The organism is Burkholderia sp. Tr-20355 (assembly GCF_017104685.1).
GTDB lineage: Bacteria > Pseudomonadota > Gammaproteobacteria > Burkholderiales > Burkholderiaceae > Burkholderia > Burkholderia seminalis.
Genome location: NZ_JAAGPK010000033.1, coordinates 11,995 through 27,904, shown reverse-complemented (window position 1 = coordinate 27,904; position 15,910 = coordinate 11,995). Strand labels below are relative to the sequence as shown.

The window sequence follows — 15,910 nt, the reverse complement described above, 5'->3', positions numbered from 1 at the left end:
TGCATCGCGATGTTCTTCCTGCGGGAAACCTGTCCGTTGGGTATAGCTTCGACGATTTCTCTCGCGACCGAAGTTACTCCACCGCAAAGTCTTCGATGACCGACCGCTTCGACCACTGAGGCAGTTCGGTGAAGCGGCAGTAACGTCGTCGAAGAAGGGCAAGCGCGAGTCGTCGAAATAGAAGGAGCGGGGATGAGTGAAACATTCACGAGAGCAACCGCAGCAATGCGTGCCGTCCGAATGGGTGTTAAGACGAGACTGGCTGAATCGCGTCGTCGAGTAATCGACGTCGCTTCTTTGTTCCTTTCAATTTCCCGCAATCTCAGAAGTGTGCCGTGGTCCATTCGACATGTCGTCCGTCGGGATATTGCGGATTGGAAATCGTTCAATCAGCATCAGAGAGATGTTGCATTTTCACCGTGGGCTCGACTATTGATGCACGCTGGCGAGCACCCAGTGTGGCTCTGCCTATCGTTTCCTGTCGTGTTTTCTCTGGCTTTGTTAGTGACCCATGTGCTGCCGACTCATTGGCTTCCTGCAGGCTGGGAAAAATGGGGCTACTCGGAGCAATTGAGCTATTTCTCGACCCTATGGTCGGTACAAGCCACCATTGCTGCGCTCGCGTACCCAATTGTCATTGCGTTCGTGGCGGTGTTTCTGCAACGCAGACCCGCTGCAGATAGCGTTATGCATCTCTACATGCTGAGCTCTGGTGCGCTTGCCGCGGGGCTTTCGTCGCTCATTTTGGTCGTTGCCATGGGTGTTCAATACGTCGCAATGCCGTACTTCGGAGCGTCCGTACTGCTTCAGTGGGGAGCGTTGGACTCGGTATGGTTTGTGATAAACGCCGTCCTCACCGCGCACTTCTTATACAGGACGGTGGAGTTTCTGAGGCCAGATGTACAGCTCGACGTTGTTAGAAGGTATGTGGCAAGCGTTGCCCTGCCTCGCGACATTAACAGACTTTATTTGTTTCAGGTCTTCGCGCAGTCGCACTCCAAAGGGTGGATTCCCGTGCCGGACTACTTGGGTGATGAGAATTCGAACGGACCGAAGGTGCTCCTGACGCGATACGGGTTCGGTCGGGGGGAGCCACAGGGGACATTGAAATTTGATACGCCGTCGAGGCTTGTCAATGTCCGACTTTGGCCGCTTGTGTTGGTTCTTGCAACATGGGCGCATTCGGCTTCCGGATTGCCGCGTCCTGCGAACGCACGTCGGCATCGTCGAACTGAGTGGCCACTTTTGTCAGTGCCCATCACACCGGGAACTGTGTACCACGAGTCCGTGCCTCTAGCTCTGGTTGAAGCAGGGCCCGGCCTCTCTCCGCTGCAACGTTGGTTGTTGCGCCGTACGTTTGTTTTTGCCGGGGTAAAACGAGAGAGATATCAAGTCAGGGTCAAGTCAGTCATTGACGAGTTCGAATTGGACGCACGCACGGCCGCAGGGAAATCCGATGCCAAGGACTTCGAGCGCGCTTATAACGCTCTGGTCGGGCTACACGAGCTTCTGCTAAGCGCATCCTTGGTAATGACAGAGGACGGTTCAGTCGGGAGCTGGGCGCTGATGCCGGACTTCGAGGTGTTCTTTGAAAGCCCGATGCACGTGGCTTGGAACGATGCGTATCGCTCGATTTTCCTGGCAGCAATCGAGTCGATGACAATCGACAGCAACCCGATTCGTCGTCTTTGCTATCTCGCTCAGCACCTTGGTGGCAAGGAACTGCGAGACTCGCCAGTCGAAATCCGGGAAGGCATTCTCGACCTACCGATGCTATTGATGTATCAGCTCGGCAACTGGTGGGGGCGACGCATCGAGGAGCAAGGTGTGCGGGAGCACGGCCCTCACCAAAGTGCAACTCTTACCCCGCCGTTGTTTCGCCTCTACGAAGACGTAGTGGCGACATTCATCGGTGGTTGGGAGAATGCAAGAACGTATATTGCCGAAATTCCGGAAACTTCCGATGCCTTCGAATGGCGAGCGGCGGCCTCAATAGCACGCGTGCAAGCAGCTCATGTTCAGGGTACAGCGAAGATGCTGATTGCTGCTGTGGCGCGTGGCGACGAAATCGCCGCTGAATGGCACGCGGACGCACTGAGCAAGTGGTGGGGAAATCTACTTTACGAGCATCAGGCGATTTCTCTCCATGACAAGACAGCGTTCGTTACCGTAGACGACCTGAAGGACGACTGGCACCACCTCGAAACCTCACTTGGACTCGCCGAGCAGAATGGTCAGCTCATCGGAGAAAGTCGTGCTGACCTGCAGCGTGGGGTCCTGCTCGCTTCTCTGCTTAATTTTTGGGCAGATATTCGACTTGTGAGCATCGAGCTGCTGCTGGCTTTCGCGTGTCAACAAAATAGCAGCAGTCTGGACGGTTCCTTGGCCTTAGAGATTGCCGTCGGAATGCTAACGGGAAAGCAGTGGCGTCGCGGGGGAACGGCGTCCGAGTCGTTGCGCGATATGGACGCGGTCAACTACTTAACTGCAAAGGTTCGGCAGTTTGCCTCGGGCGGTCAATACCGGGGTGGGTACGTTGGCCGTCTCAGCTTGTTCGTAGAGAGAATCAAGGACATGCAGCAGCCGGGCATGATGAGTTCGCGCGTCTACTCCTCGGTTGGTGTAGACGACCTCGAGTCGTTGCAGGAACAACAACTGATTTTGATGGCGGTGCTTTCTGCGGCAAAGTGGGCAGCGAGTGCGTCATTGCGCCGTCAATTGGATGTGTGGATGGTTAAGCAGTACGCGAGCGTCGACATCCTTCGTAATCGCCTGAAGGCATGGCTCGATAGGCTGAACGAGCCAGCCCAACTGCCGGCGCCCGTTATAGCATCGTTACTGAAGCGAACTGGAAAAGCGTACGACCCGGCCGTCGCAACTGCAAACCTCAAGACTAGTCTTGAAGCGCTGCAGGAGACGATGGAATCGATGAGGGCAGAGGTACTTCAAAACGAACCGGTAGACCCGCAAAGGTTGGCTGAGATTTCGAGATTCGCGTCCCGCACCGCGTTCAGCGCAATTTCGGGGGCCTTCCCCCTGCCGCTTTTTGCGACCATTGGCTACACCGTTGAAGCATTGCAGGACCTCACGCTCAATATGCTCCAAGTCAGAAAGGGGGAACTGACGCGCATCGAAATGGACCAACGGGCGATTAACGAAGCAGACTTTTGGGACGACACGATGCGAAGCCGTGTAGGGGCCCTTGTGCTGTCAGACAGTTTGCGCGATTGCAACATGCGGGTCCACGTAGTGCACGACGCTGATTCCTACTGGTCGGTGCTGCGGTCAGAAGCCGAACGGATGATAGCGTGCGGCTTGCATCCTATCCTTCTTCTCGAGAACCCCACCAAACCTGAGTGGGTTTGGCAATGGCAGCACGCCGATTTCGGATTGGGATACCAGAAGCCTGGTGACCTGCGCGTCTGGCATGCAAACGGCAAGGGCCACGCGTACGTCTGTAACTTCAACGAAGTCGAGGTCTATGGCGCCATGCTACCTCCGGGAGCATCGATACTTTTGGCGCGAGAGGCTTTCCACAGAGTCGATTTTCAGAAATTTGCCGACGACACGTATGTTGAGACGACATGCAGTCCGCGTAGTGACAACAATGCGCTTGTGGACCTACACCTCAAACTTTCGAGGCGAGTTCAGGTGAGACATGGCGAGGCAGTTCGACTCGTCTATGCTGCTGACGAGAACGTTCAGTGATTTCGGGCAGAGGACAAGTAAGCGGTGGAGAAATCGGACTTATGGAAACTATAGCGCGGCCACAATTTTGTTTGGCTCGCAGATGGCGATGATGCGCTGGACCAGTTCATCGACTGAAGTACACCGGTAAGACGCGAAGCGGTCCGCGCTGCTTTTCGACTTGTTGGGCCGGATGACCCACTTGGTTGTACTATTGCGAGCGAGTTCCGGCAAAATCGACATCGGAACGAGCCAAGTCACGACAAAACCTGTCAGCTCCTCGTTGCAGAGCCCCGCGACCAGATACGCACGACGCGTCTCGTTGAACGTCGTTTTCCGGACTTCAAAGTGGGCCTGATTTCCTCGCTCTTTGGTGCCGGGCTTGTACAGGGTGACGGTCCTGCACTTCAGCTGGATGGCGACTGATTGGCCGGTCGCCTTGTCCCAGAACAAGCAATCAATGCCGTCGTCATCGGCCAGAGGCTGAAACGGTGCAAGCCGACCGCTGCTCCCCTTCATGACCGCATTGACCAGCAGGTTCTCGCCGATTGCGCCGATTTGCGTGGAGGATAGAGGCATGGTGTCTACTGGGAAAATTGAACCTGTCGAGTATCGCGACGGCCTTGCGCCGCCACGTTCCGTGGACACTCGCCTGCAGCTCACTCGCTCTCTTCTCAACGGCATGCACGGTCATACGCTCGTCCACTCGGCGGAGAGCGACTCCGCCTGCCTGAGAACCGTATCAGTTGCTTCCTCCTGACGGTCGGGCGGGTACTTGTAACGCTTCAGCAGTGTCTTGACCATTACGCGCAGCTTCGCGCGCACGGTTTCGCGCTTCGACCAATCCACAGTGACGGAGCTGCGCAGTCGGACGACTAGTTCGACGGCGATTTTTTTCAGGGTCTCGTCGCCGAGTTCGCGCACCGCCGCCTCATTTGTCGCCAACGCGTCATAGAACGCCATTTCATCGGGACTCAGACCGAGGCGCACGCCTCGCTGCGCCGCCTCCTGGAACTGCTTCGCCATCTCGATGAGTTCCTCGATGACTTGAGCAGTCTCGACCGCCCGGTTGCGATACCGCGTGAGGCTCTGCTGCAACAGCTCCGAAAATTTCGCCCCCTGCACGACATTGGTCTTGAAGCGCGCCTTGATTTCGCCTTTGAGCAACCGCTCTAGCAGTTCGACGGCCAGATTGCGTTCCTTCATGTGGCGCACATCTTCAAGGAACTCGTCGGACAGCACACCAATGTCAGGCCGCTTCAGGCCAGCCGCTGCAAAGATATCGATGACCTCGGCGCTCACTACCGCGCGGCTGATAATCTGCCGAAGGGCGTGTTCCTTTTGCTCATCTGTCAGCGCCCTGTCTGCGCCGCCGTGCTTGGTCAGCGCCGCCTTCACGGCCTGCAGGAAAGCCAGCTCATCGCGGTACTGAAGAGCTTCGTCGAGCGTGCAGCACAGCGCGAATGCCTTGCTCGCCGCGAGCACCGTGTCGGCAAAACGCTTCTTGCCATCGTCCAGGCCAAGCACATGGTCCGCCACCGCTGGAAGCAGTTGCCACGCCTTAGTACGGAAGTCGTCATAGGCGACGCCGTGCAGCATGCCGTGCAGCACGTCCATCTGCTCCTTGAGGATGACCAAGGCATCGTGCGCGTCAATGGTCGGCTTGCCTCGTCCGTGGGCCTGCGTGTAGGTGGCTAGCGCTGCCTTCAGCTCGTTGGCGATGCCAATGTAGTCCACCACCAGCCCGCCGGGCTTGTCCTTAAATACGCGGTTCACGCGCGCAATGGCCTGCATCAGGTTGTGTCCGCGCATTGGCTTGTCTACGTACATCGTGTGCATGCACGGCGCATCGAAGCCAGTCAGCCACATGTCACGAACGATAACAATCTTGAACGGGTCGGCGGGATTTTTGTAGCGTGCCTCAAGACGTTTGCGCACTTCCTTCGAGTAGATGTGCGGTTTCAGCAGCGCCTTGTCGGACGCCGAACCGGTCATCACAATCTTGATGGCACCGTGCGTCGGGTCGTCACTATGCCAGTCTGGACGCAACGCGACGATGGCGTTGTACAGGTGCACACAGATGTCGCGGCTCATCGCGACAATCATTGCCTTGCCGTCCATCACGGATTGTCGGTTCTCGAAGTGCTCGATGATGTCAGCGGCAATCTTCTGGACACGCGGCGGTGCGCCTACGAGTTGCTCCAGCGCGGCCCACCGGCGTAGCTTCGCAACCTTGGCTTCGTCGTTCTCTTCGTCCTCGGTCAGCTCTTCCACTTCGCTGTCCAGGGACGAGACATCAGCTTCCTTCAGCTCGAGACTGGCGAGCCGGCTCTCGTAGTAAATGGGCACTGTTGCCCCATCCTTCACTGCCTGCTCGATATCGTAAACGTGGACATAGTCGCCGAACACCGCGCGCGTGTCGCGGTCGTCCAGCGACACGGGCGTACCGGTGAACGCGACGAACGTGGCACCAGGCAGCGCGTCGCGCAGGTACTGCGCGTAGCCATAGCGGACGGCCGTGGTACCGGCCGGCGACAACGGGCGGGTACCGTTCGTGGGCTGGTCATTGACCAGACGAGCATCGAATCCGTACTGACTGCGATGCGCCTCGTCGCAGATGACGACGACGTTGCGCCGGTCGGAGAGGACAGGAAAAGTGTCCTCGTCCACGCCGGGCGTGAACTTCTGGATGGTGGTGAAGACGATGCCGCCGGATGGGCGGTTGGCCAGCAGACGCCGCAGCTCGGGCCGGGTATCGGCCTGGACCGGCGTTTCCCGCAGCAGCTCGCTCGCCCCAGCGAATACGCCGAAGAGCTGGTTGTCGAGGTCGTTGCGGTCGGTCACCACCAACAGCGTCGGATTGCCCATGCCTTCGTGCGCCATCAGCGCCCCGGCCAGACATGTCATCTCGATGCTTTTGCCCGCGCCCTGCGTGTGCCAGACGACGCCGCCCTTGCGGGAGCCTCCCGGTGCGGAGGCCTTCAGCACACTGTCCACCACGGCTCGTACCGCGTGGAACTGGTGATAACCAGCGACCTTCTTGACGAGCTGCCCCTCGTCCTCAAACAGAATGAAATGGTGCAGGTAGTCGAGTAGCAGGTCGCGCTGAAATAGGCCCAGCGTCAGCGTTTCCAGCTCGCGCATTGCGCCGAGCGGGTCGGTCGTGACACCGTCGATGGTGCGCCAGGCCATGAAGCGCTCGCGGCTTGCGGTGAGCGAGCCCATACGGGCGTTGGTGCCGTCCGAAATGACTTGGAGCGCGTTCGCGTGGAACAACTCGGGGATATCCTGCTGGTAGGTCTGGAGCTGGTTCCACGCGGCCCAGATGTCCGCATCCTCGTCGCCGGGGTTCTTTAGCTCGACCACGACGAGCGGCAAGCCGTTGACGAATAGCAGTACATCGGGACGGCGGGTCTGCTTCGCGCCCTGAATCGTTAACTGGTTGACAGCCAGCCAGTCGTTGGCGGTAACGTCCGAGAAGTCGATGAGCCGTACGCGGTCGCCGCGCGTCTCGCCGTCTTTCTGGAACTCGACCGGCACGCCATCAACCAGCCAGCGGTAGAGCTGACGGTTTGCGTTGACGAGGACCGGCACGTTGGGATTCAAAACGTGGCGCAGCGCGTCGTCGCGGGCACCGGCCGGGATGTGCGGGTTGATGCGCGCGATGGCGCCAGCGAGGCGGTGGCGCAGCACCACGTCGCGGTAGCTGTCGCGCTCCGTACCGGGCGTCTTCGCATCGGGCGGCGAGATGTCGGGACCGTGAACGGTCTGCCAGCCGAGACCAGCCACCCATTCGAGCATGGCCTGTTCGACTGCGTCCTCACTAATGCCGCTCATGCGATGGCCTCACTCAATTGCGCCTCGGCTTCGGGGAGGCGAAGTTTGCCGGAGATGAGGTGCGGGAGCAATGTGTCACGCAATTGACTAAGCGTGTTCGCTTGCTTCTCATTTTCACGCGTTCGCCCGAGTAAAGCGGACGCGACGGTTGTGTACGCGTCAACAAGTAGCTGCGGTGGTATCAACGCCGGCTGCGCGTGCACATGATTTCGGTTCAGGGTTGGGACTGCGGAACCGGCATTGAACCGCTTGAGGTCCAATGTCTTGAGGAACTGGTACGCATAGGCTGGAGTTGCCACCTTGAATTCTTTTACCCAGAGCGACGTATTAAGGGGCCAGAAATCATCACAGACGAAATAGACGTTTCCGATTACGCCACTTCGCCCAGTGGTTACTCCAGGCCCAGCAACCATAAATTCATCGTGAGTACCGCTCGGCCCGCTTGCGGCCAACACCGGAAATTCTCCAGGAGTGCGCTTCGTTGCGGGTAAATCAAATCCCCGCTGCAAAACCAGAAGGCTCTCAACCACACCGGCCTTCCACCCTTTCGGAATCGCCCCCAACGCCGATTCCTCGAACTCGGCAGGAAACAGCGCTGCCGTGTCCGCATCCATGCCCTCGGGCTCGCGGCCTTCGGCCTTCGCGCGCACCGGGTCGAAGTCGATGAACCAGCTCTTGAACAGCGCCTGCGCGATGGATTCGATGGTGGCGTTGGTCTGGCGCAGGAGGTCGATGCGGTCATCAAGAGAACTAAGTACATCTGCTATCTCTCGCTGAGTCCTCAGTGGCGGTAGTGCGATATGGAAAGCCTTAACTTCTGGAAAGTAAATCGTCTGGTGCGTGGTTCCCGAAGCAAATCGCAAGAAGCTCCCGCGTTCCCCAAGCAGCACATATTTCAAGAACCGATGGTCCAAACTAGGGCCACAGACCCAGTTCACAAAGTCCTGACTTGTCGCCATAGGTGCGCCCATGACAACGACATAGCCGACGGATGCAGTGCGAGAAAGGCAAACGGTATTTGCCGGCAGAATGCGCGCCGACGAATTTTTAATCCCAAGCTCGTTCGTATATTGAAGCGTCTTATAGAGCGTACCGCCGTGATTGCCAGTGGCATCGCGAATACCAATCCACGGGACATCCCCGCCCCAATACTCGGGATGCTTGCGGCTCGGGGTATGTCCTGTTTCGAGCCGTGCAACATCAGTGAGCAACCGCCAGCCCCATCCATCGGGCAATGCTGACCCAGGATTTCCTACCGAAATGGCGCAGTCACCAGGTATCACGCCGGTAGTAGCTGCTCGCCCCCCCGTGCGGGACTCCAACGAGCGCTCAGACCGCATAGCCCATCCCCCCGAGCTTTTCACGAATCACCGCATCCAGCTCCGTGCCCTTCGCCATCTGCTCGGCAAGCTGCGCGGTCAGCCGCTCCATCTTGTCGTTGAACGCCTCGTCGTCATCCTCGGCTTCCTCGGCTCCGACGTAGCGACCAGGCGTCAGCACATGACCGTGCTCGGCAATCTCCGCCAGCGTCACGGCCCGGCAGAAGCCCGGTACATCCGCATAGGGTTCGTCAGCACCATCCTCGCCATCAGCACGCCAGCGATGCACGGCTGAGGCAATCTTCGCGATGTCTTCGTCATCGAACACGCGCACCACGCGCGTTTCCATCCGGCCGAGCTTACGCGCATCAATGAACAGCACCTCACCGCGCCGGTCGCGTCCGCGCTTGCCGCCCGGCGCCGCCGCACCGCTCTTGTCCTTCGCCAGGAACCACAGGCACGCGGGAATCTGCGTGTTGAAGAAGAGTTGCGGCGGCAACGCCACCATCACGTCCACCACGTCGGCTACGACCATTGCACGGCGGATGTCGCCTTCGCCGTTCTGGTTACTGCTCATGCTACCGTTGGCGAGCACAACGCCTGCCTGCCCGCGCGGACTCAGGTGGTGCAGGATGTGCTGCAACCATGCGTAGTTCGCATTGCCGGCCGGTGGCGCGCCATGGACCCACCGACGGTCTTCAATCAGCCGCTCGCCGCCCCAGTCACTGATATTGAACGGCGGATTGGCGAGCACGTAGTCGGCGCGCAAATCCGGGTGCTGGTCGCGATGGAACGTATCGGCCGGCTCCTTGCCGAGGTCGGCCGCGAAACCGCGAATGGCCAGGTTCATTGCCACCAGCCGCCAAGTAGTCGGGTTCGCCTCCTGGCCGTAAATGCTGATGTCGTCCGACTTGCCGCCGTGCGCCTCGATGAACTTCTCGCTCTGCACAAACATACCGCCCGAACCGCAGCAGGGGTCATAGACGCGCCCCTGGTGCGGCGCGAGAACCTCAACCAGCACCTTCACCACCGACGCCGGCGTATAGAACTGCCCGCCCTTTTTGCCCTCAGCGGTTGCGAACTGACCTAGGAAATACTCGTACACCTCGCCGAGCAGGTCTTTCGCTCGATGGCCTTCGCCGAAACCGACTGTGGAGATGAGGTCCACCAGCTCGCCGAGCTTGCCCGGCTCGAGTTGCGTACGGCCGAAACGCTTGTCAAGAATGCCTTTCAAGCGCGGGTTATCGGCCTCGATGGCTTCCAGCGCGGCATCGATGCGCACACCGATTTTAGCCTGCTTAGCCTGGGCGCGAATTGCTTCCCACCTTGCCGCCTCCGGCACCCAGAACACGTTCGCCATCGTGTAGTAGTCGCGCTCCTCCACCGCCTCCGCTCGGTCCGCCTCGTCGGGCAGGTAGAGGTCGTCGCCCTCGTCGGAAAATGCGGCCTTGAGTTGGGCACGACGCTCGTCGAATGCATCGGAGATGTACTTGAGGAAAATCAAGCCCAACACGATGTGTTTGTACTCGGCCGCGTCCATGCTCGAGCGGAGCTTATCAGCGGCGGCCCAAAGGGTCCTTTTCAGGTCCTGGTTCATGTAGTGATTCTGTAAGAATGTGGTGATGCTGATGTGATTCGACCAGGTGATTTTACTTGCCGCATCGGCAATGCGGATGGCGCCCAGTCTTTGAATCGACCGCGACCACTCCGTTAGGTGCTGCTCGCGTGGTGCGGCGACGCGTTTGGCAAGGCTCCGTTCGGCCGGGACTCTCCGTAGTCATCTGTTGCAGCACCCGCTACGCGAGTGCCCAGCGGCTCCAATCAATTTACTCGTGAACTGAGATGTCCTTTGGGACATCGGGTAATTCTGGGGGACGCCGCAGCGATAGGCATTGCGCGGCGGTAACAGTCACTCGCTTCGCAGACTATGTTGCGGATTCAATTGAACAAGACGCGCTCCGAGAAGTTTCCGCGACCGGACATTCGGCCCACGCGCGACCCGTGATTCGAAAACTACCTGAATTTGACCCGTACTTTACGGCTCATCAGCCTACCACGCTCACCCGCCACAAGGCGGCCATTGCGCAGCGCTTCGTACCGGCTCGCGTAGATGGAAAGGTTGCCGTGTGATACGACATCGACTTCCTTCGGCTCCTCGACCTCGACGTGCACGTCCGCATTCGCGCTCGCCGCGGCCCGCGCCAGGGTACGCGCCAGGAGCGCGCTCGTGGACTTCGCTGCCAGAAGCGGCGAATTGAACGTCAACGTATGCGCATGGCATATCCGGGCGATGCGCACTAGCTCGTCGACCTGCGCGCGAAGTACCGCGACGTCGCGAGGATGCACGCTCGTATCGGGCAGATGCACGCGCAACTCGCGGCCATAGCAGGACGTCACAATCATCGACGCCTTGCCGGGGTTCAGCCGGAAGTACATGCTCTGCAGCGGCAAGAAGGTCACCAGCAGCAAGGCTGTCGCAAGGTCGCTTGTGGGGTTCAGCCACGCAAATACGCTAGTGGTCACCATGCAAGCAAGCGTGACGTAAAGGGCGTTCACGCGCGCGAAACTCACGAATGCCACGCGCTGCACCGGCGTGGAAATCCACCAGTCCAGCACGCGGCCCACCACCTTGTGTCCGAGCGAAAGAACATGTGACATCAGACGGCCGAAATTGAAGCCGACCGTCTCGAATCCACGCGAAAGTATGTTGCTGCTCATCACCGTGTTTCCTCATCAAGTTGAAATGCGCGCGGTATTGCACAGCAAGAGGCTTTTCCCGTGCGTCATCGGCCAACTATCGCCTTTCGGAAATAACGGCTGCGATGAGGAACTCTTTAGCCGGCGAAGATGGCACGTACTGGAGCCCATCACGCTGTCTGTCACGCGGATGAGTATCGCAGCGATGCGCTTCACAGTACCGCCTCAGTGCTCGAGGCAGATTGATTAGTGTCGCCGGCGCGCAAACCTTTCTGCGCCGCTCCGTCCGAGCGCTCTTATCCCCGATGCGTACGGTGACTCAAGAAGCCAACTGGCGCTAACAGGAGGTGGCGGAGCAGCTAAATCTAACTGATTGCACAGTCGTCGATAAAGCACTTAGTTATACAAACCGTATAATGTTTATTGAGTAATACGCAAGCAGTAGTCTGCTGCCAGGGGCTTTGGCCAGAGGCGCTCTGTATCGCACGCTCATTCAGACAGGGCAATCGAAATACTTGAAAGGGGGAAGCGCATTTGCTAGATTGGAAGACGGGCGCAAAGCCCATTTGACCCACATCGCACTCGAAGACGTCGCGGGGCCCTAAGACCGGGGTCCACCTCGCATATTTATGAGAGGGTAAATTGGCGAGGATGCGATGTGGCAAGAAATCGAGCAGCGAGATGGGATTAGTCATAGGCTGTTTGTAAGCGGTCCGACTCGTCCGCGGCCGACCACCGGTATCAGAGGCCTCTCCGACCGCCGTGGCCGCTGCCGAGCAGAACTGCCCGACCGGCAAGCCCCTGTTCCGGGATACTTGACCCGCAGTAGCATCCATTGCGAACCGGCTTTGGTACACAGAGAGTTCTGGAGTGCGAGCGCCACCAGAACTGCTGCTCGAATCTCAACACATTATCCGTCTCCACTCACCGACGATGCCACCGCCTCCCTCCGATTGAGACTTGGTTTAGCCTCGCTCGTTCAGTGCGCTCCTGCACGTGGTGAGTCAAGGAGGACCATCCGAAACAGCTTCGCTGGAGCAGGCGATGGCGCGGCTTGAATACATTCGTCACGAATTCTTCGATGCCTCGTTGTCCGAGAAAGAGGAACTGGTCTGGACAAGACAATCGAAAAAGCCTATCGACCGTCTGCCGCAAATCTTCTGGAATGACGGCAGTAGTTGGCACGAAGCAAATTTGTGGGCCTTAGACAGGGCTGCCTCCAATCAGGTTGACGCCGAGACGACCAAACGAACGATGAAGCACCTGAACCGGTATGCCGACTTCCTTGAGGTTCGTGGTGCTGACTGGCGGCACTTCCCTGTTCGCAAAGAAGAACAAGTGCTTAGGAAGTTCAGAAAGCACCTGATTGAAGAGGTCGACAAAGGCATGCTGGCCGGTAGCACGGCGACGAATTGCATGAGCACCGTCATTCAGTTCTATCGGTTCGCCGATTTGCACAATCTCGTATGCGCCGACGGCCCGATGTGGATTGACCGGATTGCAAACATCCCTTACTACGATGCAGCCGGCTTCAAGCGGAGCATGGTCCGCTTGACCAATGACCTCAAAATCCCGAACCGAAAGCGAGTAGGCGCTACACTCGAGGAAGGTCTTTTGCCGCTTCGCTCTCAGCACATGGGCAAACTGCTGGAATACACGGCAAAGCACGAAATCGAGGAACTGCACCTGATGCTCAGCACAGGCTTCTTCACGGGAGCACGCGCAGGTACCATCACCACCCTCACCGTGACCAGCCTGCAGACAGCACGTGAAGACCTGTATACGCCTGGCATATATCTGCTTCGCGTGGGGCCAGGAACCGGCGTGTCCACCAAGTTTTCGGTCGCTGGCGAGCTAATGGTTCCCAAAGCAGTTCTAGCCGACTTGAAGACTTATGCGTCGTCGACAACGCGCCTTCTGAGAGAAGCGAAGGCGCATCGGAATGATAAGAACCTGTTGTTCCTTGCGCGAAGCGGTCGACCATACACCGTCGAGACGGTGAACCGGTTGGTTTATGAAATGAGAAGGCGAGCAGTCGCGAGTGGGCTGCAGTTCATGCAACGCTTTAGGTTCCATCAGTCTCGCGCCACGTTCGGGACCTGGTTGATGGAAATTCTACTGGACAACAAGGTCAAGACGTCCGTCGCGATAAGGGTCGTTAGGGACGCCATGCTTCACAAGGACGAGAGGACCACTTTGGGCTATATCACGTTCCTTGAGAACACCCGCGCGAAGGGGCAGTTCGCAGCCGCCTTCAATGAAGTATTTACGGGACTCTGCAACAGAAATTGGGACAACGCAGATGCGTGACCAACTTCGGCTACCCGATTTGAGCTTCCAGGACGTCAAATTCGGAGCGAAGGAGACACCGTGGAATCTGAACATCCTGCTTTATAAGGGTGGTGCCGACGCCAGAGCGGACCAGGCTGAGCAGTTGATAGCCAGCGGAGCGCTGGGTGACCCGCAGCTTGACCGCCTGGAACTCGTATTCGAACTGTACAAGGAAATCCGCGCGGGGCTCGGTAGCGGCGGCTCTCGAGAGACAGCGGTCTCACAGGTCCGCTACCTGAGGAGCTTCTTCGGGTTTGCAGACCGCACGTGTCGCCCGTTGACCCTCGAAGCTGTCACCGAGACTTACTGTGCGTGGGCAGATTCGCTGTTTCACCGAACGCGCACGAAGAAGGGAACGCCGTTAAACAAGCACCATCCCGAGCATCGACCTATCTCGATGCGTTCAGCCTATGGCTATGGTGCGACGGTCGGGACGCTCTTGGACCGCGTCCTCGAACGACACACCAGTGTCATAGGGATGACCCGGCTGGACTCGCCGAGGCAGCGTAAAGCTGCGGTCGGTGTTCAGGCAGAGAAGCAGAACTTGAGCGAAACTTTCGCCTTCGGACATTTGCTGCAGGACCTCTGTGATGGGTTGGCTCTCCAAACGGTTCTTGAAGCCCCCCTCCCCGTTGAAATCAAACTGACGTGCGGGAAGGCACTAACTCGCAATGGAGACAAAGGATGGCAACAGCGATTAGAGCAAGAAGCACGACTGGGGGAGCGGTACCCACTCGCTAATTTGCGGATAGAGGCTGAGCTGCTAATGTTCATCGCTCAAACGGGGATGAACCTCGCACAAGCACTCAAACTCGAGCTACGTCACTTCTTCTACGTGAGTCACCTTGACGGTTATCAAGTTAAAGAACGTAAAGACCGTCGCGGCGGCACGGTGCTATTTGAGGTATTCAAGGAATATAAGTCACACTTTGAGCGCTATCTTGAGTGGCGCAAGAACGTAGCCCCATATTCGAATCGACTCTTTCCCTTCATTGGAATCTACGAAAGCAGGCCGGAGCGAAGATTCCAGGGGCACCGGCTTCGGGGGATTTGTAAGGAGCTAGATGTCCCCTTTGTCTCGCCCCGCTCATTGCGAAACACACGAGTGAACTGGCTGCTGCGCATGACAGCCGACCCTGACCTGACCGCTGAAATGGCGCAGCATACGAAGCAGACACTGCTTAGGGTGTATGAGCGGCCAAGCCTTCAGCGTGCAATGGTCGAGACTACTCGGTTCTGGTCGAAGTTCGACCCTCATTCGACAAGGACGCAAGCTGTGGCACCAGGTGGTTGCACCGGCACCCCAAAAGAGGTAGCAGGGATTCCCAAGGAGGCACCGAAGCCCGATTGCATGAGGGCGTCCGGGTGCTTGTGGTGCGAGAACCACCGCGACGTGAACTCGCTTGATTATGTCTGGGCACTCACGAGTTTCAAGCATCTTAAGGTTATCGAGTTGAGCATGGCGCGGTTACCGCAACGCGATGGGGACGTTCCGCCTTCGAAGCATGCTATCGACCGCATCCACGAGAAGTTGAAGTGGTTTGAGCAGTCCAACGAAGTCAGACGCGGGTGGGTGAACGAGGCGCAGGCACGCGTCGCGGAGGACGATTTCCACCCGAATTTCCGAGACGAAATCTCAAATCTAGAGGGTACGGCGTGAACCTGTCCGTCTCCGCACTTGGGCTGAAACTGTCCGACGCCCCGATTACACCTGACAGTGCATGCTATCGGCCGCCAGACTGGCCGCCGCCAGCGGACTGGGTCGTGAGTGAAGACGCAGAAGGCAATCCCCTCTCACGGTGGGGCGGACCCTATTGGGATTTCTCTGCATGGGCGGGGTACAGCTTCAAGCTCGATTTCGCCGGAGGGCGACACGGACGTAGCGTCCCATCGCTGAGCCCCGAGAACCAGCACATAATGAGGCTGTTGGCCACTTGGATACTGTGGGGTCCTCGGGGCACGCGAAGCTGGACCCATCTCCGGAATCTCTTCTACCGCTTACGTCGGATTGTGGTCCTTTGCGACCGAGAAGGTGTTCT

Annotated in this window: 8 protein-coding genes; 3 read left to right on the top strand and 5 right to left on the bottom strand. The window is 58.3% G+C overall.

Translation table 11 applies throughout. The annotated features are described in order from the left end of the window. The first annotated feature begins 192 nt into the window (after window positions 1-192). On the top strand, window positions 193-3,708 hold the full coding sequence (locus G3N62_RS11485) for a hypothetical protein (RefSeq protein WP_124670892.1): 3,516 nt from the start codon (window positions 193-195) through the stop codon (window positions 3,706-3,708). Between the two features lie 48 nt (window positions 3,709-3,756). On the opposite strand, the gene G3N62_RS11480 is transcribed toward G3N62_RS11485, so the two are convergent. The 5 genes from G3N62_RS11480 to G3N62_RS11460 form a co-directional block, all read right to left on the bottom strand. Beyond that, window positions 3,757-4,266 carry a DUF4365 domain-containing protein gene (locus tag G3N62_RS11480; RefSeq protein ID WP_124670893.1) on the bottom strand — a complete coding sequence of 170 codons (510 nt, stop codon included), beginning with the start codon at window positions 4,264-4,266 and terminating at the stop codon, window positions 3,757-3,759. A gap of 111 nt (window positions 4,267-4,377) precedes the next feature. Then, the gene (locus G3N62_RS11475) at window positions 4,378-7,524 is read right to left on the bottom strand and encodes a type I restriction endonuclease subunit R (protein WP_124670894.1); all 3,147 of its coding nucleotides are present in this window, start codon (window positions 7,522-7,524) and stop codon (window positions 4,378-4,380) included. Further along, the gene (locus G3N62_RS11470; RefSeq protein ID WP_124670895.1) at window positions 7,521-8,864 is read right to left on the bottom strand and encodes a restriction endonuclease subunit S; all 1,344 of its coding nucleotides are present in this window, start codon (window positions 8,862-8,864) and stop codon (window positions 7,521-7,523) included. Before G3N62_RS11470 ends, G3N62_RS11475 begins: the two co-directional genes overlap by 4 nt. Next, the gene (locus G3N62_RS11465; protein ID WP_058040304.1) at window positions 8,854-10,440 is read right to left on the bottom strand and encodes a class I SAM-dependent DNA methyltransferase; all 1,587 of its coding nucleotides are present in this window, start codon (window positions 10,438-10,440) and stop codon (window positions 8,854-8,856) included. The genes G3N62_RS11470 and G3N62_RS11465 overlap by 11 nt, the downstream gene beginning before the upstream one ends. 416 nt (window positions 10,441-10,856) lie before the next feature. Then, complete coding sequence (locus G3N62_RS11460; protein ID WP_058040303.1) at window positions 10,857-11,561, bottom strand: hypothetical protein; 705 nt, start codon at window positions 11,559-11,561, stop codon at window positions 10,857-10,859. Between the two features lie 1,023 nt (window positions 11,562-12,584). Between G3N62_RS11460 and G3N62_RS11455 the strand changes: the two genes are divergently transcribed. Both G3N62_RS11455 and G3N62_RS11450 read left to right on the top strand, forming a co-directional pair. Further along, window positions 12,585-13,850 (top strand): site-specific integrase, encoded by a 1,266-nt coding sequence (locus G3N62_RS11455; protein ID WP_124670896.1) that lies wholly within the window; start codon window positions 12,585-12,587, stop codon window positions 13,848-13,850. Then, window positions 13,843-15,531, top strand: coding sequence for a site-specific integrase (locus tag G3N62_RS11450; protein WP_058040331.1), 1,689 nt, complete (start codon window positions 13,843-13,845; stop codon window positions 15,529-15,531). The genes G3N62_RS11455 and G3N62_RS11450 overlap by 8 nt, the downstream gene beginning before the upstream one ends. Window positions 15,532-15,910: the final 379 nt, after the last annotated feature.